The organism is Rahnella bonaserana, assembly GCF_019049675.1.
GTDB classification, from domain to species: domain Bacteria; phylum Pseudomonadota; class Gammaproteobacteria; order Enterobacterales; family Enterobacteriaceae; genus Rahnella; species Rahnella bonaserana.
On sequence record NZ_JAFMOW010000058.1, the window covers coordinates 151,182 to 171,565 of the forward strand.

The 20,384-nt window shown below is 52.3% G+C and carries 17 protein-coding genes; 12 read left to right on the plus strand and 5 right to left on the minus strand.

The features are described from left to right. Window positions 1-7 precede the first annotated feature (7 nt). Window positions 8-1,468, minus strand: coding sequence for a membrane-bound lytic murein transglycosylase MltF (gene mltF, locus J1778_RS08565; protein ID WP_217172806.1), 1,461 nt, complete (start codon window positions 1,466-1,468; stop codon window positions 8-10). 275 nt (window positions 1,469-1,743) lie between these two features. Between mltF and purL the strand changes: the two genes are divergently transcribed. The 6 genes from purL (at window position 1,744) to J1778_RS08595 (ending at window position 10,749) form a co-directional block, all read left to right on the plus strand. Continuing rightward, window positions 1,744-5,637, plus strand: a complete 3,894-nt coding sequence (gene purL / locus J1778_RS08570) for a phosphoribosylformylglycinamidine synthase (RefSeq protein ID WP_217172840.1) — start codon at window positions 1,744-1,746, stop codon at window positions 5,635-5,637. Between the two features lie 217 nt (window positions 5,638-5,854). Beyond that, window positions 5,855-6,478: a lipid IV(A) palmitoyltransferase PagP gene (gene pagP, locus J1778_RS08575; protein WP_217172807.1), complete on the plus strand. Its 624-nt coding sequence runs from the start codon at window positions 5,855-5,857 to the stop codon at window positions 6,476-6,478. A 258-nt stretch (window positions 6,479-6,736) separates the two neighbouring features. Continuing rightward, entirely contained in the window at window positions 6,737-7,348 is a 612-nt protein-coding gene (gene pagP, locus J1778_RS08580) for a lipid IV(A) palmitoyltransferase PagP (RefSeq protein WP_217172808.1), read from the plus strand. A gap of 186 nt (window positions 7,349-7,534) precedes the next feature. After that, complete coding sequence (agp, locus tag J1778_RS08585) at window positions 7,535-8,836, plus strand: bifunctional glucose-1-phosphatase/inositol phosphatase (RefSeq protein ID WP_217172809.1); 1,302 nt, start codon at window positions 7,535-7,537, stop codon at window positions 8,834-8,836. Between the two features lie 101 nt (window positions 8,837-8,937). Next, window positions 8,938-9,945 carry a fatty acid desaturase gene (locus J1778_RS08590; protein ID WP_217172810.1) on the plus strand — a complete coding sequence of 336 codons (1,008 nt, stop codon included), beginning with the start codon at window positions 8,938-8,940 and terminating at the stop codon, window positions 9,943-9,945. A 12-nt stretch (window positions 9,946-9,957) separates the two neighbouring features. Beyond that, a complete protein-coding gene (locus J1778_RS08595; RefSeq protein WP_217172811.1) occupies window positions 9,958-10,749 on the plus strand; it encodes a phosphate/phosphite/phosphonate ABC transporter substrate-binding protein in 792 nt (263 codons plus the stop codon). 67 nt (window positions 10,750-10,816) lie between these two features. Here J1778_RS08595 and sseA read toward each other — a convergent pair whose 3' ends face one another. The 3 genes from sseA to J1778_RS08610 all read right to left on the minus strand — a co-directional run bounded on the left by sseA (window position 10,817) and on the right by J1778_RS08610 (window position 13,188). Beyond that, window positions 10,817-11,662 (minus strand): 3-mercaptopyruvate sulfurtransferase, encoded by an 846-nt coding sequence (sseA, locus tag J1778_RS08600; RefSeq protein WP_217172812.1) that lies wholly within the window; start codon window positions 11,660-11,662, stop codon window positions 10,817-10,819. A gap of 34 nt (window positions 11,663-11,696) precedes the next feature. Next, window positions 11,697-12,245 (minus strand): GNAT family N-acetyltransferase, encoded by a 549-nt coding sequence (locus tag J1778_RS08605; RefSeq protein ID WP_217172813.1) that lies wholly within the window; start codon window positions 12,243-12,245, stop codon window positions 11,697-11,699. Between the two features lie 142 nt (window positions 12,246-12,387). Next, complete coding sequence (locus tag J1778_RS08610; RefSeq protein ID WP_217172814.1) at window positions 12,388-13,188, minus strand: helix-turn-helix transcriptional regulator; 801 nt, start codon at window positions 13,186-13,188, stop codon at window positions 12,388-12,390. A gap of 178 nt (window positions 13,189-13,366) precedes the next feature. Between J1778_RS08610 and J1778_RS08615 the strand changes: the two genes are divergently transcribed. Then, window positions 13,367-14,137 (plus strand): class I SAM-dependent methyltransferase, encoded by a 771-nt coding sequence (locus J1778_RS08615; protein WP_217172815.1) that lies wholly within the window; start codon window positions 13,367-13,369, stop codon window positions 14,135-14,137. Between the two features lie 55 nt (window positions 14,138-14,192). On the opposite strand, the gene J1778_RS08620 is transcribed toward J1778_RS08615, so the two are convergent. After that, window positions 14,193-15,110 (minus strand): DUF808 domain-containing protein, encoded by a 918-nt coding sequence (locus J1778_RS08620; protein ID WP_217172816.1) that lies wholly within the window; start codon window positions 15,108-15,110, stop codon window positions 14,193-14,195. A 387-nt stretch (window positions 15,111-15,497) separates the two neighbouring features. Here J1778_RS08620 and J1778_RS08625 point away from each other — a divergent pair, with 387 nt between their 5' ends. The 5 genes from J1778_RS08625 (at window position 15,498) to J1778_RS08645 (ending at window position 20,363) form a co-directional block, all read left to right on the plus strand. Continuing rightward, window positions 15,498-15,773 carry a YdgH/BhsA/McbA family protein gene (locus tag J1778_RS08625; protein ID WP_217172817.1) on the plus strand — a complete coding sequence of 92 codons (276 nt, stop codon included), beginning with the start codon at window positions 15,498-15,500 and terminating at the stop codon, window positions 15,771-15,773. A 238-nt stretch (window positions 15,774-16,011) separates the two neighbouring features. Next, a complete protein-coding gene (locus tag J1778_RS08630; RefSeq protein ID WP_217172818.1) occupies window positions 16,012-16,590 on the plus strand; it encodes a class I SAM-dependent methyltransferase in 579 nt (192 codons plus the stop codon). 274 nt (window positions 16,591-16,864) lie between these two features. Next, a complete protein-coding gene (gene aroL / locus J1778_RS08635; protein ID WP_217172819.1) occupies window positions 16,865-17,389 on the plus strand; it encodes a shikimate kinase AroL in 525 nt (174 codons plus the stop codon). Window positions 17,390-17,933: 544 nt separating this feature from the next. Then, window positions 17,934-18,710 (plus strand): IclR family transcriptional regulator, encoded by a 777-nt coding sequence (locus J1778_RS08640; protein WP_217172820.1) that lies wholly within the window; start codon window positions 17,934-17,936, stop codon window positions 18,708-18,710. A 75-nt stretch (window positions 18,711-18,785) separates the two neighbouring features. After that, window positions 18,786-20,363, plus strand: a complete 1,578-nt coding sequence (locus tag J1778_RS08645) for an OPT/YSL family transporter (RefSeq protein ID WP_217172821.1) — start codon at window positions 18,786-18,788, stop codon at window positions 20,361-20,363. Window positions 20,364-20,384 lie beyond the last annotated feature (21 nt).

The window sequence follows — 20,384 nt, forward strand, 5'->3', positions numbered from 1 at the left end:
TCAGGCCTTATTTCCCCAGCGCTTCCTGTGCATCCACCGCCGGATATCCCTGACCCAGTTGAGCCTGCAGCGCGGCTTTCTGCGCCTGCTGTTTCTCTTTTTCCATCAGATACCCCACCAGACTGAGCTGATAGCGGCGGATATTCTCCACGTAATTATACGCCTGCGTGCCGCGTGCATAACCGTAAGTCGTCCGGCTGAAGAAGCGTTTCTGATTGAGCATCGGCAGCCGCTGCTTCACATCCGCCCAGCTGTCCGGATTCCCTTTTTGTTGTGCGGTCAGTTTACGGGCGTCCAGCATATGGCCGTAACCCATGTTATACGCTGCCAGTGCAAACCAGATCCGTTCATCCTGCGGAATAGATCCCGGCATTTTATCCATCAGATGCGACAGATACTGCGCCCCGCCCCGGATGCTTTGCTCGGCATCTGTCCGGTCATCGACATTCAGCCCGCCAGCCGTTGCGCGGGTCAGCATCATCACGCCACGCACACCGGTCGGTGATTTCGCCAGCGGATCCCAGTGGGATTCCTGATAAGCGATGGCGGCCAGCAAACGCCAGTCGATATTCTGAGCATATTTTTCAAACAGCGGCTGTAAATCCGGCAGTGTACTGTCTATGGCTTTCAGGAAAGTACGCGTATCGACATAATCGAAATCACCCACGTGTCCGAGGTATTTTTCCTCCAGCTTTTCCAGGGTACCGTCCTCTGAAATCTGACTGAAGAAATCCAGCATAGCGGCAGCGAGGCTGTCGTCATCAGGTTGTTTGCGGTAATACCAGGTGACTGGTTCGTCGTCGGTGGCATCGAAAGCCACCGCAAGGCGGGGATAGACGCGCTGCATCAGGGCGATAGTGACCGAATCCCCGAGCGTATAATCGAGTTTGCCGTTTTCAACCTGTTGCAACAGATCGCGGGGTGACAATTTATCGGTGGTGGACCAGGTGAGGTCTGGATATTTTGTGCTGGCCGCTTCCAGCGTGGCGATATGCGCACTGCCGGCAGACACCACCAGCGAACCTTTGATATCGGCGAAACTTTTCGGGCGCACGGCACCCTGCCGGTAAACCAGCTGCTGTGATACGGAATAGTATTCCGGGCCGGCGCGGTAGTTTTTCAGGCGCTCATTGTTGTACACCAGACCGGAAGCCAGCATGTCGGTTTTACCATGATCAAGATCGTCGAACATGCTCTCGATGGTGGTGTGCTGAGAAATCACCAGCTTCACGCCCAGATAATCTGCGAAGCGTTTAGCCAGTTCATAATCAAAGCCCAGATTGCCTTCCGGGGAGTCCATAAAAGTCAGTGGAGAATTGAGCGTGCTGACGCGCAATTCTCCACGGGATTTTATTTGATCCAGCTGGTCACCTTCACCCCTGTGCCACGGCACGGCAGGCCACAAGGCCAGTGCCAGTAACAGGGCGGCGATCCCCATCAGAACATAATTAATTTTTAGTCGCGTCAAATAGTTATCTCGCTGCGGCGCTCTTGTTTTTATACGCTATGCTGTGCAGTTAGTATGGTTATATCCCCAGTGCTGACGCATTTTGCTCAACAAAACGGCAGTCTGCAACTTTATTCATAATAGCCATGATAACGACATGGCTATAAAGGAATATGAAGTTTCCCGACGCAAACGGTTTCGTCGGACGCCAGCTTTCTTTATAATAGCCCGCGTTTTCCCCCTGTTGCGCCCAATGAAGCACTGTGGTCAGTGTCTTCGAAGACGAGAGATCTGTAATTATGGAAATACTGCGTGGTTCGCCCGCTTTGTCGGCTTTTCGCATTAACAAATTATTGTCCCGTTGTCAGGAAGCGCGCCTTCCGGTCAGCGATATTTACGCCGAATATGTACACTTTGCCGACGTCAGCGCACCGCTGAATTCGGACGAACAAACCAAGTTACAACGCCTCCTGAAATACGGTCCTTCTCTCGCTGAACACGCTCCTTCTGGCCGTTTATTGCTGGTCACCCCGCGTCCGGGCACCATTTCTCCCTGGTCTTCCAAAGCTACCGACATCGCACGCAACTGTGGTTTGTCACAGGTTCTGCGTCTTGAGCGTGGTCTGGCATTTTATGTTCAGGCACCGCAACTGACCGAAGCGCAGTGGAACGAACTGGGCGCATTGCTGCATGACCGTATGATGGAAACCGTCTTTACCCGTCTGGAAGACGCCAGCGCGCTGTTCGCGCAGCATCAGCCAGCCCCGGTGCAGCATGTGGATATCCTTGGCGTTGGCCGTGTCGCACTGGAAGCCGCCAACACCAAATTAGGTCTGGCGCTGGCGCAGGATGAAATTGATTATCTGATGGAAGCCTTTACGTCGTTGGGGCGCAACCCGACAGACATCGAACTGTATATGTTCGCACAGGCCAACTCAGAACACTGCCGCCACAAAATCTTCAACGCTGACTGGATTATCGACGGCGAAACTCAGCCGAAATCCCTGTTCAAGATGATTAAGAACACGTTCGAACAGACCCCTGACCATGTGCTGTCTGCGTATAAAGATAACGCCGCCGTGATGGAAGGTTCGCAGGTCGGTCGTTTCTACGCCGATGCCAAAGACGGTCTGTACGATTTCCATCAGGAGCAGGCGCATATCCTGATGAAAGTTGAAACTCATAACCACCCGACGGCGATCTCTCCGTGGCCGGGTGCGGCAACCGGTTCAGGCGGTGAAATCCGTGACGAAGGCGCAACAGGTCGCGGCGCAAAACCGAAAGCCGGTCTGGTCGGTTTCTCCGTTTCCAACCTGCGTATTCCAGGCTTTGAACAGCCGTGGGAAGAAGATTTCGGTAAGCCGGATCGTATCGTTACCGCGCTGGATATCATGACCGACGGCCCGCTGGGCGGCGCAGCCTTTAACAATGAATTTGGTCGTCCGGCGCTGCTGGGCTATTTCCGTACTTACGAAGAAAACGTCAACAGCCATAACGGCCCTGAATTACGCGGTTATCACAAGCCGATCATGCTGGCCGGTGGTATCGGCAACATCCGTGCGGATCACGTGCAGAAAGGTGAAATCACCGTTGGCGCAAAACTGATTGTGCTGGGCGGTCCGGCGATGAATATCGGTCTGGGCGGCGGCGCGGCTTCTTCCATGGCATCTGGTCAGTCTGACGCGGATCTCGATTTTGCTTCCGTACAGCGCGACAACCCGGAAATGGAACGCCGTTGTCAGGAAGTGATCGACCGTTGCTGGCAACTGGGCGAAGCCAATCCGATCCTGTTTATCCATGACGTCGGGGCTGGTGGTTTATCCAACGCCATGCCGGAACTGGTGAGCGATGGCAACCGTGGCGGGCGTTTCCAGCTGCGCGACATCCTGAACGATGAACCGGGGATGAGCCCGCTGGAAGTCTGGTGTAACGAATCGCAGGAACGTTACGTGCTGGCGGTTTCGCCTGCACAGCTGGAACAGTTTGATGCTATCTGCCAGCGTGAGCGCGCACCTTACGCCGTGATTGGTGAAGCCACTGAAGAAATGCATCTTTCTCTGGAAGACAGCCATTTCGACAACCAGCCCATTGATATGCCGCTGGACGTTTTACTGGGGAAAACCCCGAAAATGATCCGGGATGTCACCACGCTGAAAGCGAAAGGCGACGACCTGAATGCGGAAAATATTCAGATTGCTGAAGCGGTAAAACGCGTTCTGCATCTGCCAGCCGTGGCGGAAAAAACCTTCCTGATCACCATCGGTGACCGCACGGTGACCGGTATGGTTGCGCGTGACCAGATGGTCGGTCCGTGGCAGATCCCGGTCGCTGACTGTGCGGTCACCACCGCCAGCCTCGACAGCTATCATGGTGAAGCCATGTCACTGGGCGAGCGCGCACCGGTGGCGTTGCTCGACTTCGCCGCTTCTGGCCGCATGGCCGTTGGCGAAGCGCTGACTAACATTGCAGCAGTTGAAATCGGCAGCCTGAAACGCGTGAAGCTTTCTGCTAACTGGATGTCTGCAGCCGGTCACCCGGGCGAAGATGCGGGTCTGTATGCCGCAGTAAAAGCAGTGGGTGAAGAACTTTGTCCGGCACTGGGTATCACCATTCCGGTGGGCAAAGACTCCATGTCGATGAAAACCCGCTGGCAGGAAGGTAATGAACAACGCGAGATGACGTCGCCCCTGTCGCTGGTTATCACCGCGTTTGCCCGTGTCGAAGATGTGCGCCACACCGTGACGCCGCAATTGCGCACCGATAAAGGTGACACTGCGTTGCTGCTGGTCGATTTAGGTGCCGGTCATAACGCACTGGGCGCGACGGCGCTGGCACAGGTTTACCGTCAGCTCGGCAATACGCCAGCGGATGTGCGCAGTGCTGAGCATCTGGGTGGATTCTTCAACGCCATGCAGGCGCTGGTGTCTGAGCAGAAATTACTGGCTTATCATGACCGTTCCGACGGTGGTCTGCTGGTCACGCTGGCTGAAATGGCCTTCGCGGGACATTGCGGCCTGACCGCAGATATCGCGGCGCTGGGCACTGATTCGCTGGCGGCATTGTTCAACGAAGAACTGGGCGCGGTTATTCAGGTTCGCGCATCAGACCGTGAAGCGGTTGAGAAAACGCTGGCTGATTTTGGTCTGGCGGATTGCACGCATTACCTCGGCAGTGTTGAGACCGGTGACCGCTTCATCATTTCTTCTGGTGACAAGCCGGTGTACAGCGAAAGCCGTACCACGCTGCGTACCTGGTGGGCCGAAACGACCTGGCAGATGCAGCGTCTGCGCGATAACCCTGAATGTGCCGATCAGGAACATCAGGCGAAAACCCATGATCTCGATCCGGGCCTGAACGTCAAACTGACGTTTGCTCCTGACGAAGACGTGGCTGCTCCTTACATCGCGAAGGGCGCGCGTCCGAAAGTTGCCGTGCTGCGCGAGCAGGGCGTTAACTCCCATGTTGAAATGGCTGCAGCCTTCCATCGCGCCGGTTTCGATGCGGTTGATGTCCACATGAGTGATTTGCTGGCCGGTCGCCGTAATTTACAGGATTTCCATACGCTGGTAGCGTGCGGCGGATTCTCTTACGGTGATGTGCTGGGCGCGGGTGAAGGCTGGGCGAAATCAGTTCTGTTCAACGACCGCGTACGTGAAGAGTTTGAAGAATTCTTCCACCGTCCGCAAACGCTGGCGCTGGGCGTGTGTAATGGCTGTCAGATGATGTCGAACCTGAAAGAGCTGATCCCGGGCGCAGAACATTGGCCACGCTTCGTGCGTAACCTGTCTGACCGTTTTGAAGCGCGTTTCAGCCTGGTTGAAGTGACCGCCAGCCCGTCGATGTTCATGCAGGGGATGGCCGGTTCACGTATGCCCATCGCTGTTTCCCACGGCGAAGGCCATGTGGAAGTGCGTGATGCGGCGCATCTGGCGCAAATCGAACACAGCAATCTGGTGGCGCTGCGCTTTGTGGATAATAACGGTCAGGCCACCGAAGCCTATCCGGCGAACCCGAACGGCTCTCCGAATGGGATCACCGCTGTGACCAACCTGTCAGGCCGCGTAACGGTGATGATGCCGCATCCGGAACGTGTTTTCCGTACAGTCAGCAACTCCTGGCATCCGGAAGAATGGGGCGAAGACAGCCCGTGGATGCGCATGTTCCGTAATGCGCGTAAACAGCTTGGCTGATGCGTAATAAGCCTCAGTAATAAAAATCCGCAGTGCGAAAGCCTGCGGATTTTTTTGTCTGACTCACGGAAAATAAAATAAAAACTAACTCTATGTTTTTAAAAGGTTATAGCATCTTATATTCATTAAACTGATCACTGCTTAATTAATCATTAACTTTTTATATGTAACCATCGTCATATAATGCCCCGGTCAACTCAACAGGGCTTTTATGCCAATGAAAAATATCATTTTCGCGAATATTCGCGCTGCACTCGCTTGCCCAATTTTCATGCTCTCATTATTAATATCCCTTAATGCACAGGCACAGGATAACGAGATTAAATCTGCGCAGGAGAATGTTTCCCCGCAGGAAAACAATGAAGGTTTATGGAATTCATTCGTCAATAATATTGCGCAAACGTGGGATGCTCCGCAGCAGCAAGATCTCTTTCTTCCTGTATTAACACGCCATAACCGGCATACACACAGCAAAAAACAAATTGAAGGATATAACGAACATCCGTGGGGAGGAGGTTACGGTATTTCACGTTATGATGAGAAAGGAAACTGGCACGGCATTTATGCGATGGCCTTTAAAGACTCCTTTAATAAATGGGAGCCTGTTGCCGGTTATGCTTATGAAAAAATATGGCAGCCTTTAGATGATAAAGAATTCCGCTTAGGTGCAGGTTACATCACCGCCATTTCTGCTCGTGACAATTATGATTACATTCCTTTTCCCATGGTGCTGCCGCTGGTATCAGCAGGCTATTCAAGGCTGACGTTCCAGACCACCTACGTGCCGGGAACCAACAGTAAAGGGAATGTCCTGTTTGGCTGGTTCCGTTTTCAGTTTTAATTTCCTTATAAACAGACGGGGTATTATTAAGAAAATTCCAGTCGTATTTTTCGTCTTATTCTTATTGGTGGGTTTTTAAATTAAATTAACCGCCTAAACGAAGTCTAAATATTTTAGAGATAATTCTGATAAGGATAAATGGAAAGACTTTAAATTCATGAAATTGAAAAAACCGACGTTTTTTGTTACTTCTTTGTTTAGTTTATAAAGTTGTTGTTTGTTTATGATACTCCCCTGACGCAGGGAGCTATAACAGATATGATGATCAAGAAAGTAATCGGTTGTGCAGGTACACTATTAACACTGGGTATGAGTTCATCCGTGTGGGCGAATAATAGCGGTACTAATCCGGTCAGCGATCCGGATACCATCCACTATAAATCGCTGGCGGCGAACGTATGGTCAGACTTTACAGATAAAGTCTCAACGACCTGGAATGATTCAGATTCACAGGATCTGTATCTGCCGGTGATCACCTGGCATAACCGTCTGACTTACGATAAAGAGAAAACTGACCGTTATAATGAGCGTCCGTGGGGCGGGGGTTACGGTATTTCCCGCTACGATGACAAAGGAAACTGGAACGGCATTTATTTTATGGCGTTTAAAGACTCGCATAATAAATGGGAACCGATCGGCGGTTATGGCTGGGAAAAAATATGGACACCTGCGGAAGATAAAAACTTTCGTCTGGGGTTAGGGTATACCGCGGCGGTGACGGCGCGTGACGACTATAAATATATTCCTATTCCGATCGTTTTACCGCTGGCTTCCATCGGCTATAACAAACTGACCTTTCAGGCAACGTATATTCCGGGAACCTACAATAACGGCAATGTTTTCTTTGCCTGGCTGCGGTATCAGTTCTGAAGCACTTTCTTTGTGAATGAGTTTTGTGACTGAACAAAGTCCGGGCGCAGGTTGTGAACCTGATCCCTCAATTTTGATGAATATTCCACTATGCTGAAAATTCACCGCAAGAATCAATCTGTTGGTTTTTGCGGTGATTTTTTGTTTTCAGGGAATCTGTAAAATACTTCATCAAGAGGATCACTCGTGAAAATAGCATCCCGTTATCTTGCGTTGTCTGCACTTGCCTGCGTATTACCGCTCTCGCTTCCAGCCGCTCAGGCGGCTCAGTCCGATAATTTAGAACTCCAGCAAGTCCTGGTGCTCAGCCGCCACGGTATCCGCGCGCCACTGGTCAATTACGGTGACGTGCTCGCCGAATCCACGACGCACACCTGGCCGGTGTGGAAAACCGAAGGGGGATTACTGACGCCTAAAGGCGGCCAGAATTCTGAACATATGGGCAAGTACTTCCGCGCATGGCTGGCGAAGGATAAATTGCTGCCCGCTACCGGCTGCCCGGAAAGTGCGCAGGTCTTTACTTATGCCAACAGCTTGCCGCGCACCATTGATACCGCGAAGCATTTCTCCAGCGGCGCTTTCCCCGGCTGCGACGTTTCAGTGATTAATCGCGTAGAAATCGGCAAAATGGATCCGGTGTTTAATCCGATTATCACCGCTGAAGTGAATGATACCTTCAAAACCAATGCGCTGAATTCTGTTAACCAGCATGCAGGCGAGGGCGGTCTGGCAGGGCTCAATCAGCGCCTCAAACCGAACTATCAACTGCTGGAAAGTATCCTGGATTATAAAAACAGTAAAACCTGCAAAGAAAAACAGCAGTGCGATCTGTCTTCGCAGCCTTCTGATGTCGTGCTGACGCAGGGTAAAGAACCGGGTATTACAGGGCCGCTGCGTATGGCGACCGGCGCGGCTGACGCGTTTATGCTGCAATACTACGAAGGTTACCCGATGAAAGACGTGGCGTGGGGGAAAATTAATACGCCAGAGCAGTGGAAGAAACTGGAGGATATCAAAAACCTTTATCACGAAACGCTGTTCGGCTCGCCGGCCATTGCAGCCAACGCGGCTAAACCGTTGCTGACCTTTATTGCCGGTGCGCTCGATCCAAAACTGGCAACGACCGCAGATCAGAAAGCCGCGCAGCAGGCAAAACTGGCGGTGCTGGTCGGGCATGATTCCAATATCGCGTCACTGCTTGCGGCGTTGAAAACCAAAGATTACCAGTTGCCGGGTCAGTACGAACGTACGCCAATCAACGGAACCGTGGTTTTCCAGCGCTGGCACGATATAAAGACCGATAAAGATCTGATGAAGATTGAGTATGTTTATCCGACGGCCCGTCAGTTGCGTAACGATGTGGCGCTGAGTCTGAAAAATCCACCGGAACGCGTCACGTTGCAGATCGAAGGTTGTACCGTTGATAAGCAAGGTTTCTGCCCGATGGAGCAATTTAATCAGGCGCTGCAAAAGGATTTACAGGGCTGATTTCTTAAGCCGCTAACTGGCAATAGATAGCGTTTTAAGTTAGTTAGCGGCCGCTTTCCTCTGCCAGATAATGTGCCAAAGGTTTCTCACTCTGGCACATTATGGCGTCCTCTTCGTTTTACCTCAGCGCCCGTCAGCGGGCAGACATTGCTTCCCGCTCCGCCCGTTTCTGGTGGCGGCTTGAAATCCCTACCTGGACACTGATCGCCACGGTTTACAGCGGCTGGTTTGCGCTGGTGTATTTCTGGCAAGATCTCGGTCCGTGGATTGCCACGCCTGCGCTTATCTGGTTCACGACCTGGTATATGTCGCTGCAACACGAACTCATTCACGGGCATCCGACCCGTAAACCCTGGCTGAATCAGCTGTTCGGCACGCTGCCGCTGGCGGTCTGGTATCCGTATGGTTTGTACCGTGACTCGCATTTACAGCATCATCGCAATGAACATCTGACGTTGCCGGGCGACGATCCTGAGGCTTATTATTTCAGCCGTGCCAGCTGGGAAAGTCTGTCGCCGGCGATGAAGGCGATTGTTCGTTTGCGTAATACATTGCCTGGACGGATGTTAATCGGGCCGCTGCTGGATATTTCCGCCACGCTGACCGGCGCGCTGACGGCGTTATTACGCGGTGAATGGCGCACGGTCGGCATGTGGGGTTTCCACGGGGTTTTGCTGGCAGGTTTGTTGTTCTGGATGTCTCTTCACGGCCTGTCAGCCGGTTATTTCATTCTGGCGGTGAGCTATCCGGCGCTGAGTCTGACCAAAGTCCGTTCCTTTTATGAACATCGCGCCGAACATTCCCCACAGGCACGCTCAACGCTGAATGAAGCCGGTTTTATCTGGCGGATCCTTTTTCTCAATCTCAATTATCACCTGGTACATCACGATTTACCGGGCGTACCCTGGTTTTCACTGCGGCGGGTGTATTTTGCTGAACGCGAGGCCTATATTGCGCGCAGTGAGGGTTTTGTGGTGAAAGGTTACCGCCAGTGGTTCAGGCAGCACACGCAGAAACCGGTCAGTGTGGAAGCGCATCCGTTTGCCAGCATTCATGAGCCTGTGCAAACCGCGCGCAGCGACTATAATTATCAGCAGGAAACCCCCTGACGGAGTGGCCGGATGATGCTGATGTCTTTGCCGATGTATGCTGTTTCTGTCCTGGACGTGGAAGCTTTTGCCGGTGTTCTGCGGGAAAAACTGAAGCGATCTGGCCTGACGTCCACGCCGCAAGCGCTGAGCTGGCCGCAGGATTTGTTCACTCACTGGCAGCAGGCGGATCTGCTGCTTAGCCAGACCTGTGGTTTTCCGCTGGTGGAGAGTCTGCCGGATGTTCAGCTGGTGGGCACTTTCAGTTACCGGGCGCCGGGCTGCGACGGTTATCGATACCGCAGTTTTTTGCTGGCACGTAATGAAGATGCAAAACTGCATTTGTCTGATTTCCGTCACCGGCGTCTGGCGTTTAACAGCACCGATTCGCAGTCCGGATATAACAGTCTCAGGGCGCTGGTTGCGCCGCTTGCGGAAGACGGGAAATTTTTCTCTCAGGCCACCGCGACAGGCAGCCACCGTGAATCCCTGCATTATGTGCAGCAGAACCGGGCAGATCTGGCAGCGATTGACTGCGTAACGCTGGAGCTTTTGTACCGCAACGAGCCGTCTGCGCTCAGCGGTCTGGTGGTTATCGGCCAGACGGCGGCTGTGCCGGGTTTACCGCTGATCACTTCGTCACAAACGTCTGCGGAACATCTGGCCATTATGCGCCAGGCATTGCATGAAATTGCGCACGAACCGGTCAGTAAACCGCTGCTGATTGAAGAGTTCAGTGAAGTGCCGCGTCAGGCGTATGGCGTGATTACATTGATGAAAAAAATTGCTCAGGAGTTAGGCGTCCGCGAACTGACGACGTCATGAACCCGCGAAATATCGCATAAAATAACCGGGCCTGAGGCCCGGTAGTGATTTCTGAGTAGTGATAAAATCAGTGCGTTTCGATAGGGAAATCTTCGTTCACATCGCCCCATTCGGCCCATGAACCGTCATAAAGCTGCACATCCTTAACGCCCAGAGAATCCAGTCCGAATGCCAGCGCCGCCGCCGTAACACCGGAACCACAGCTGGTGATCACCGGTTTATTCAGATCAACGCCCAGCCTTTCAAACGTGGCCTTCAGCTCAGCGGGTGATTTCAGGTGCCCGTCCTGGGTGAGCTCGGTAAACGGAACACTCAGGCTGCCGGGAATATGGCCGCCATGCAGCCCCGGACGCGGTTCCGGTGCTTCGGCTTTAAAACGCGCCAGCGAACGGGCGTCGATAATCTGCACCTTGCCGAGCGCGTCTTTTACCTGTTCTGCGCTGACGACCACCGGGCGCACCAGTTTCGCGTTGAACGTCGAAGGAACGCGGGTGTGCTCACCGCTTTGTGTCGGTTTGCCTTCTGCAATCCACGCATTAAGACCGCCATCCAGCACGCGTACGCTTTTCGCGCCGAAGCTGGTCAGCATCCACCACACACGCGGCGCGGAGAACAGATCCCCCTCATCATATAGCACGATGGTTTGCGTATCAGCGACGCCCAAACGGCTCATGGAGGCAGCGAATTCCTCTGCGGTTGGCATCATATGCGGCAACCCGGTTGTGCAGTCTGAAATGCTGTCGACTTCCACATAAATCGCGTTAGGAATGTGCGCTTCAAGGTATTTGCCGTGAAAATCAATGGGCGGCGTGATGCCCGGCTTAGATTTACGACAATCGATAATGACGACATCCGGTGAGTTCAGATTTTTTGCCAGCCATTGTGTAGAAACGGTATGGGTAGAAAAAGTCATGTTCTGTTGCCTTATCTTTTTTGTGGAGCCAGCCTCAGAGATCGCCCGGGATCAAAGAATACATCCAGGCATCACGCGGCTGACCGTGATAATAAAGCCGGTTACGGTGCAGACCTTCGGACGTTGCGCCCGCTTTTTCTGCCACCCTGCGGCTGCGCTCATTGCCGTCCATCACCACGATTTCCAGACGGGTCAGCTCCAGTTCGGTAAACGCAAAACGAGCTGCGGCTCTGACCGCCAGCGTTGCCAGTCCCCGGCCGGTATAACCGGTGCGGATCCAATAGCCAAGGTTGGCAAACTTATATTCCTGTACGATGCGGTTGATGCCCACGCTGCCAATCAGATTACCGCCGGAACGTTCAAAAACACAGAAATTGAATTCTGCCCCCCGATGACGCTTTTGCTCACTGTCGGTGAGGTATTTGCGGCTGTCATCAGGGGAATATTTATCGGTACACCAGCTTTCCCATGCGCCAATTTCAGCCACCGAAGCCTGAACGGCGGCAAAGTGTGTGATGGCTTCCAGCTCCGTAGCAACGCGGATTTCTATTTCTTCATCCTGATAAATCTGGCGTGTCAGCATGGGTATCGTCCTGTCATTGAGGAAACCAGCGATTCAGAAAACCGATAGTTCAGGAAACCAAAAAGTCAGCCTCACATATCAGGCATCAATCTGTCAATTGGCGAAAATCCCCGTTTAGCCAGAAAAAACAGCAGGCTGTCAGCTAACCGCTTCCGGCTTCCGGCAGCAACATCACCAGTTTACATTCGGCATATCCCGCCGGAAAAAACGTCTGCTGCCGGTAGCGGATTTCACCGCTAAGGGGATGGTTAAAGCGGCGTTCGCCCCCTTCGCGCGCCAGCACTTCCTGTTGCGTCCACCACTGGCTGAATTCGGCGCTGCGTTCCCGTAACCGCTGCACCGCCTGGCGGACCGCTTCGGAATGAGGGTAATGGCTGGTTTCAGCCCGAAACTCTGCCACCACGCGCTTGGCGCGCTCCGGCCAGTTTGTCACCAGCTGGCGCGCCAGCGGATGCAGAAACATAAAATCCAGCAAGTTAGGATTTTCATCCACGCCCAGCCAGCCGCTGAATAACGTGCCAGCCTGCGGGTTCCACGCCAGCACATTCCAGCAACTGTCGAGCAGATAACCGGGGCAGGTCAGCTGATTGACGTACTCTTTCAGGCCTGCGTCCGGTGCGGCGGAAGAGGGCAACGCCTCAGGGTCTTTCACCGACGCGAGGCTGAATAAATACTCGCGTGCTGCAGGCTCCATGCGCAGCGATTTCGCCAGCCGGTCAAGCGTGGCGGCTGAAATCGACACATCGCGTCCCTGTTCAATCCACGTGTACCACGTGGCGCTGATACCACTGATTTGTGCCAGCTCCTCACGCCTCAGCCCGCTGGTTCTGCGACGTGGTGAGCCCGGCAAGCCCACCATTTCCGGCGTCACCCGTTCGCGGTGGGTGCGTAAAAAGGTGCCCAGCGCCTTCGGGCCACTGAGCGACTCTGCGATATCAATCATGGCGACCTCTTAAATTGGGAGCTCTTAAACAGTTAACGCGTAAACAGGCACTCATTTATACCAGTATAAATGCTCATATTGTACCCGTATAAAACAATGCCTATAGTGATTTTGAGGTCATTTGAAACCCGCGTTCTTCCCCCAAAATCAATTAAAAACAAGACAGACAGGAGCAATGATGAACATGAAAAACACCCATAGTCAGGCCGTCGATAAGCAGTTTGGTTCGCAGGCAAAAGATTATCTGACCAGCGCCGTTCATTCACAGGGCGCGGATCTGCAACGTCTGGCGACGCTGCTGGCACCTTTTGCGGATGCACAGGTGATTGATCTGGGATGTGGCGCGGGGCACGCCAGCTTTGTTGCTGCCAGGGTCGTCAAAAATGTGATTGCCTACGATTTGTCGGCGCAGATGCTGGAAGTGGTTGAGCAGGCGGCAAAAGATAAAGAGCTGAATAACATTACGATACAGCAGGGCGTGGCGGAGTCACTGCCGTTTGACGACCAAAGCGCTGATATCATTATCAGCCGCTATTCTGCACACCACTGGCATGATGTCGGGCAGGCGTTGCGTGAAGTGGCGCGTGTGCTGAAACCGGGCGGAAAGTTCATCATGATGGATGTGGTATCGCCGGGGCACCCGTTGCTGGATATTTATCTGCAGACGATTGAAGTGCTGCGCGACACTTCTCATGTGCGCAACTATTCGCCGGGCGAATGGCTGAACATGGCGTCAGACGCCGGCCTGATTGCCCGTGAAGTCACTACTGACCGTCTGCCGCTGGAATTCACCAGCTGGATAGCGCGTATGCGTACGCCGGAACATTTCGCTGTCGCTATCCGCGAGCTGCAAAAAGTGATGTCTGAGGAAGTGGTAAAACACTTTGAGATCCAGACTGACGGCTCATTTACCAGCGATATTATGATGCTGGTGGCGTCGAAAAACTAAAGAATTGCGGCGTGATGGCGCCCTCCGGCGAACGGAGGGCGTGAACTCATCTTCTTTACTTCTTACCGAACAGCTTCTTCCCAGTCAGTACCAGCACCAGTACGGCGGCACCGACCACCAGACCGACGACCAAATCGGTCGCGCCGGTAATCAGCGTGTTCACCCAACTTTCATGCCCGTGTGTCAGTGGTTCAATCAGGCTGTGCATGAATGGCAAACCGTGGCTGATAATACTACCGCCGACCAGGAACATCGCGATAGTGCCGACGATCGACAGTATCTTCATCAGCCAGGGGGCGAGATTCACAATGCCCCGTCCAAAGGCGCGTATGGCATTCATCATGCTGCTTTCACCGCTGAGCTTGCTCAGGTACAAACCGGCGTCGTCAATTTTCACAATAGCCCCGACCAGGCCATAAACACCGATGGTCATTGCCACCGCAATCAGCACCATCACCGTGACCTGATTAAGGAAAGGCGCTGATGACACGATACCCAGTGAGATCACGATGATCTCTGCTGAGAGAATAAAGTCAGTACGAACGGCACCTTTGACCTTTTCTTTTTCCTGCTTTTTAGCATCGGCGTCATTTTTCACCTCAGCCGATGCGGGTTTCTCTTCTTCGTGAGGGGCGCCGGGCATGAATTTATGGGCGACTTTTTCGAAACCCTCGTAACACAGATAGGCACCGCCAATCATCAGTAAAGGCGTGATGGCCCAGGGAATAAAGGCGCTGATCAGTAATGCCAGCGGGACCAGAATCGCTTTGTTGATCATGGATCCTTTTGCGACAGCCCAGACGATCGGTAATTCCCTGTCAGCTTTCACTCCGGTAACCTGCTGCGCGTTCAGCGCCAGATCGTCGCCCAACACGCTGGCTGTCTTTTTAGCAGCGACTTTACTCATCGCCGCAACGTCATCAAGAATCGATGCAATATCATCGATCAAAGCCAGAAGGCTTCCACCCGCCATAAATACTCCCTTTTAACATTATGCAAAGGATTTCCGCACACGCGGAGCCCGAACCCTGCTGTTCTGACCTTGCATCAGATCACAGCAACAGAAAATTCATAAAAAATAATCATATCAGTGATTGCATAGCGGCGTCGATTTGTGCGAATGTTGTCCCGTTCTTAAATAACTTTGAAATCTCTCCATACTTTCTCCATTAAATATCCTCGTTTTTCCATCGCTTACACCCGCTGAAATATTTACTTGCATTCTCTCCTTATTTTTACCACAAAGGTTAAATTTCTTTACGTTGGATTACGTCGCCTTTCATTGGTTCGCTGATAATTAACTCAACGGATGACTTCCGCTCCATTAATTAACGAAACAAACAAAAGAAAGGTGCGTAATATGAAACTCTTACCTGCAATTACAGCTGTCGCTATTACCGTTGCTTCATTCTCTGCTCTTGCTGCCACGCCAATTTCTGAAATGCAGGCGCAAAGTGGTAATTTCCAGTCCCTGGGTGTTGTTTCAGTGAGCGCACCTAATACTGTCCCGGGTAGCATGCGTGATGAACTGAATCAGGTAGCGAGCGACAAAGGTGCAACACACTACCGTGTCATCGGTCAGGGTACGCCGGGCGATTCAAGCCTGAACCGTGCAAGCGTTGAATTGTATAAATAAAAATCATCTTTTATAGTAAGCCTTTTTTATAAAATCTGTTGATGATATTTCCTGTAGCAAAGAAGGCCAATGCCACCCGACATTGGCCTTCTTTATTTTCTTCACTCCGGACTTCTTTTGAGAATCATCCCATGTGTTTTAATTAATTTCCCTCTTTCTGACGATTATCTCCCTTATTAATCATTTCTTAAGAATTTTTGCGTTATATAAGGGTCTATGTCCTCAGGAGGAAGTTAATATGCTGAATGCCGCAAGAATGACAATTAAGAACACTGGGGTTTCGATTCAGAATCAATTTTTCTATTTACAGAATTTTATTACTTCACCAAGGACGATGGGGACACTGATGCCGTCATCGCCGTGGTTGTGCCACGCGATGCTTAGCCAGATAGACTGGGCGACGTCACTGGATATTGCTGAACTGGGTGCCGCCGACGGGGTGCTGACCCGTCGCATTCTCAGCCGGATGCGCGCCGATGCAAAACTTGAAGCGTTTGAAATACAGCCTGCGTTTGTCCGCAAGCTGAACCAGATGGATGATCCCCGTTTGCAGGTGATGGCGCATTCCGCTGAACACATGAGCACGCAGTATGACGCCGTATTTTCCTGTTTGCCGCTACTGTCGATGCCAGTGCGAACCAGCATCCGGATTTTGCAGGCCACCCGGCAGCAGCTGAAAGAAAAAGACGGGGTGCTTGTCCTGTTCCAGTACAGCCATCTCTCGGAGAAACTGCTGTCCCGCTATTTCACCTGGAAAAAAATCCGCGTGGTGAAGAATTTTCCACCGGCGCTGGTGTATATCTGTAAACCTCGCTGATACAGCGACTTATGGAAGCTGGATCGCAAAGCTGCCCGCAGGCCTTTGCGGGGCAAGGTTTTTTCAGTATGATGAGCACCATAGCGTAAATAAAACGCTACAGAAGCTTCACCGGCAGGTGATAAAAATCTGCCAGTGAGGCTTTTTTGTTGTACTATCTGACGAGTACAGCTTCAGGCCAGTACAATGACCACTTTTGATGTTTACACTTCATATTGATGATGGATTTTCATCAGGCGGGCTAACGGTTCCCGGGGAATAAAGGATAGCGGTAATGACACAACCCATTTTCATGGTAGGCGCGCGCGGTGCGGGTAAAACGACGGTGGGCAGCGCTCTGGCAAAAGCACTGGGCTATAAATTTGTCGATACCGATCTGACATTGCTGCGCACATCTGGCCTGAGCGTGGCGGACATCGTTGAGCGTGAAGGCTGGGAAGGTTTCCGCCGCCGTGAAACTGAGACGCTGAAGGCAATCTGCGCGCCATTCACAGTGATCGCGACCGGTGGCGGCGTGGTGCTGGCGCAGGAAAACCGCGATTTCATGCGTGATGCGGGAACGGTTATCTATCTGCGTTCGCCAGCTTCGACACTGGCCAATCGTCTGGAAGATGCTCCGCTGGAAGATCAGCGACCTACGCTGACGGGTAAACCGATTACCGAAGAAATGAAGGAAGTCCTGAATGAGCGCGAAGCCCTTTATCAGCAGGCTGCGCATCATGTGGTAGACGGTACGCTGGATCCCGCGGGTGTGGTGAATTCAATTCTTGATGCCCTGGCATTGCCGGTCGCGCGTTAAAAAACCGTCAACCGCCACATCTGAAAACGAGCTCCGGAGGCTCGTTTTTTTATGTCCCAAAATCCTGCAGCAGCGGAAAGTGTAAATTAAACGGGCCATTTTTGTGATGAATGTCACGGGTGTTTAAGTATTGTACACAGTGATGTGCAGGCGTAAAGTAATCACTCAGGTTATTAATTTTACGTCCACCTCTGCCACGGAACCCCTGATGAAAATCCTGAGACAATTCTTCAGCCAGCATGCGAAAGCGATGCCCGCGATATGGTCAGTGACGATCATTCTTGTTGAAGCCTCTATCGCTCTCTATATTTTGCGTAATATTTAATCAAAATTATCTGCTGAGTTTTATGCCCGTCACCTCATTATTACTCGGCATTAAACCCCTCTTTCTGTGAATTGAATGGCTTTAGGAATTTCTTTAAGCATATTCATTTACCTGTCTTCTCCTGATTGAAAAACAAACGGCTTGACGCTGACTCGTATCAGCTTTAGTTTTTATTTAACTTAACAGGAACCCTGTTCCATATATCGGAACTATCTCCTTATGACCACTTTAGAAAATGCGGCAGCAGTGCTGAAGTTATTTTCCAGAAAGGATATCCGTCAGGGGCATCCCGGTTTGTCATTCAGTGATGTCGTCGAAAATTTAAAATTACCGAAAAGCACGGTTTCGCGTTTGCTGATGACCATGGAAACGCAAGGGTTGCTGGAACGTGATCCGGACAGCCGTCTTTATCAGATTGGGAAGTTATTACTGGCCGTCTCAAGCCATTATTTATCGGCGCCGCTGGTAGATTTAGCGTCGCCCTATATGACGCAGCTCAGTCAGCTCACACAATGCACCGGTTACATCTCGATGCTGGAAGGGCGTGACATTATGGTGATGCGCATGTTCCCCGGTAGAACCTATTTGCAAGTGGTCACTCCGGCGGGAAGCCTTTTGCCAGCGCATGAAACGGCCATTGGCCGTGCCATTTTGTCGCGTTATACCGATGAAGAAGTCCGTCAGCGTTTTAGAGGCAAGTACCACGCACATTCTGTGAATGCACCGGAAAGTCTGAACATTTTGTTGTCTCGTCTGGCTGAAGTGCGGCTTACCGGGGTGTCTTTTGCCAATAACGAAACACTGCTTGGAATAAGTACCTTAGCTACCAGTATTTTTAATAAGCATCGCAATGAAATCATGGGGCTGTGTTTATCATTTCCTTCCCCCGCACAGGGAAAAGAAATTCCGGAAGGAATTAGAGAGGGGCTGATTGCCGTGACGCGGCAGCTCGCCGAAAAATTGGGTGATGAGTATTGGCATTTACCAGAACGGTAATAAACCGCAAAGGTAATGACTAATAACGGACCCGGAAAATCGCTGTTTTCAATATTTGCCAACACCAGGGGCCTTATGTCAGATCAACCTGCTAAAAATAATAAGGAAAATCCGCTAAAGGATATTGGCACTCTCATCGTGATGATCCTGCTGTCCGTTTTGGGCGCAATTATCGGGGTTCAGCTGATTACCACATTGGGCGTTACGCCTAACACGTCGATTATCGGCGCGTTGTTTGCCATGTTACTGGCGCGTATCCCGATGCAGGCTTTTCAGCGCTACCGTTCTGTCCATACCCAAAATCTGGCGCAAACCGTGATTTCCTCCGCGACCTTTGGTGCGGCAAACAGTTTGCTGATGCCGATCGCGATCCCTTATGTCATGGGCCAGCCGCAACTGATTATGCCGATGTTTACCGGCGTAGCGGTGGCGATGTTGCTCGATGCCTATCTGCTTTACCGTCTGTTTGATACCAAAGTATTCCCGGCCAGCAATGCATGGCCGCCGGGCGTTGCTGCTGCTGAAGCGATTAAAGCCGGTGATAACGGCGGGCGTCAGGCGTGGTTACTGGTCGCCGGTGTGGTGGTCGGGCTGGCGGGCGCGATGCTTAAGATTCCGATGGCGGCCTTCGGTACGGCGTTTATCGGCAATATCTGGGCGCTGAGTATGTTCGGCATCGGTTTGCTTATCCGCGCTTATGCCCAGCCGGTTGCCGGTTTAGATCTTAATGCGATGTATATTCCGCACGGCATGATGGTCGGTGCCGGGCTGGTATCGCTGCTGCAGGTGATTCAGGTGGTGCGTGCTAAAAACGCCGACGCCAAAACTACCTTTACCCAACCGGCAAAAGAAGTGCGTACCGCACTCGGACTGGGCGCATTCGGTTATATCGCCATTGCCGCGCTGCTGGCGCTGGCCAGTGGCCTTTACAGTGAAATGTCGGTGGGGATGCTGATTGCGTTTGTGATTTACGCTGCGTTTGCCGCGTTCTTCCACGAACTGATTGTCGGGATTGCCGCGATGCACTCCGGCTGGTTCCCGGCATTTGCCGTGGCGCTGATTACGCTGATTATCGGCATTCTGATTGGCTTCCCGCCGCTGGCGCTGTGTGTGCTGACCGGCTTTACCGCCGCGACCGGCCCGGCGTTTGCCGATATGGGGTTTGATCTGAAAGCCGGCTTCATTCTGCGCGGCTACGGCAAAGATTTGCGTGCCGAACTTTATGGCCGCCGCATCCAGTTATTCGCCGCCTTGCTGGCCTTTATTATCGCGATTCCGGTGGTCTGGTATGCCCATTACGGCTACTTCGCACAGGATTTAGTGCCGCCGGTGGCGAGGGTATATGCCAAAACTATTCAGGCCGGTGCGCAGCCGGGCATTGCACACAGTCTGCTGATCTGGGCCATTCCGGGGGCGTTAATCCAGCTGATTGGCGGTCCGAAACGCCAGCTCGGCGTACTGCTCGCCACCGGTTTGCTGATCAACAGTGTGATGGCCGGATGGGCAGTGGTTTGCGGCATTGTGTTGCGCATTATCATTATCCGGATCTGGGGTGAAAAAGGGCGTACGCCAATGGAAGTGCTGGCGGCAGGATTTATTGCCGGTGATGCACTTTACAGCTTCTTCACCTCGGTTTTCAGCGCCAAAAAGTAGTGAGTACCGCACCAACACCAG

What these genes read in the sequence shown, in the direction of transcription:
- pagP (WP_217172807.1), top strand. Translation starts at nt 5,855, where the DNA reads ATGAAAAATATCATTTTCGCGAATATTCGCGCTGCACTCGCTTGCCCA.
- pagP (WP_217172808.1), top strand. Translation starts at nt 6,737, where the DNA reads ATGATGATCAAGAAAGTAATCGGTTGTGCAGGTACACTATTAACACTG.
- J1778_RS08590 (WP_217172810.1), top strand. Translation starts at nt 8,938, where the DNA reads ATGGCGTCCTCTTCGTTTTACCTCAGCGCCCGTCAGCGGGCAGACATT.
- J1778_RS08595 (WP_217172811.1), top strand. Translation starts at nt 9,958, where the DNA reads ATGATGCTGATGTCTTTGCCGATGTATGCTGTTTCTGTCCTGGACGTG.
- sseA (WP_217172812.1), bottom strand. Translation starts at nt 11,662, where the DNA reads ATGACTTTTTCTACCCATACCGTTTCTACACAATGGCTGGCAAAAAAT.
- J1778_RS08605 (WP_217172813.1), bottom strand. Translation starts at nt 12,245, where the DNA reads ATGCTGACACGCCAGATTTATCAGGATGAAGAAATAGAAATCCGCGTT.
- J1778_RS08610 (WP_217172814.1), bottom strand. Translation starts at nt 13,188, where the DNA reads ATGATTGATATCGCAGAGTCGCTCAGTGGCCCGAAGGCGCTGGGCACC.
- J1778_RS08615 (WP_217172815.1), top strand. Translation starts at nt 13,367, where the DNA reads ATGAACATGAAAAACACCCATAGTCAGGCCGTCGATAAGCAGTTTGGT.
- J1778_RS08620 (WP_217172816.1), bottom strand. Translation starts at nt 15,110, where the DNA reads ATGGCGGGTGGAAGCCTTCTGGCTTTGATCGATGATATTGCATCGATT.
- J1778_RS08625 (WP_217172817.1), top strand. Translation starts at nt 15,498, where the DNA reads ATGAAACTCTTACCTGCAATTACAGCTGTCGCTATTACCGTTGCTTCA.
- J1778_RS08630 (WP_217172818.1), top strand. Translation starts at nt 16,012, where the DNA reads ATGCTGAATGCCGCAAGAATGACAATTAAGAACACTGGGGTTTCGATT.
- aroL (WP_217172819.1), top strand. Translation starts at nt 16,865, where the DNA reads ATGACACAACCCATTTTCATGGTAGGCGCGCGCGGTGCGGGTAAAACG.
- J1778_RS08640 (WP_217172820.1), top strand. Translation starts at nt 17,934, where the DNA reads ATGACCACTTTAGAAAATGCGGCAGCAGTGCTGAAGTTATTTTCCAGA.
- J1778_RS08645 (WP_217172821.1), top strand. Translation starts at nt 18,786, where the DNA reads ATGTCAGATCAACCTGCTAAAAATAATAAGGAAAATCCGCTAAAGGAT.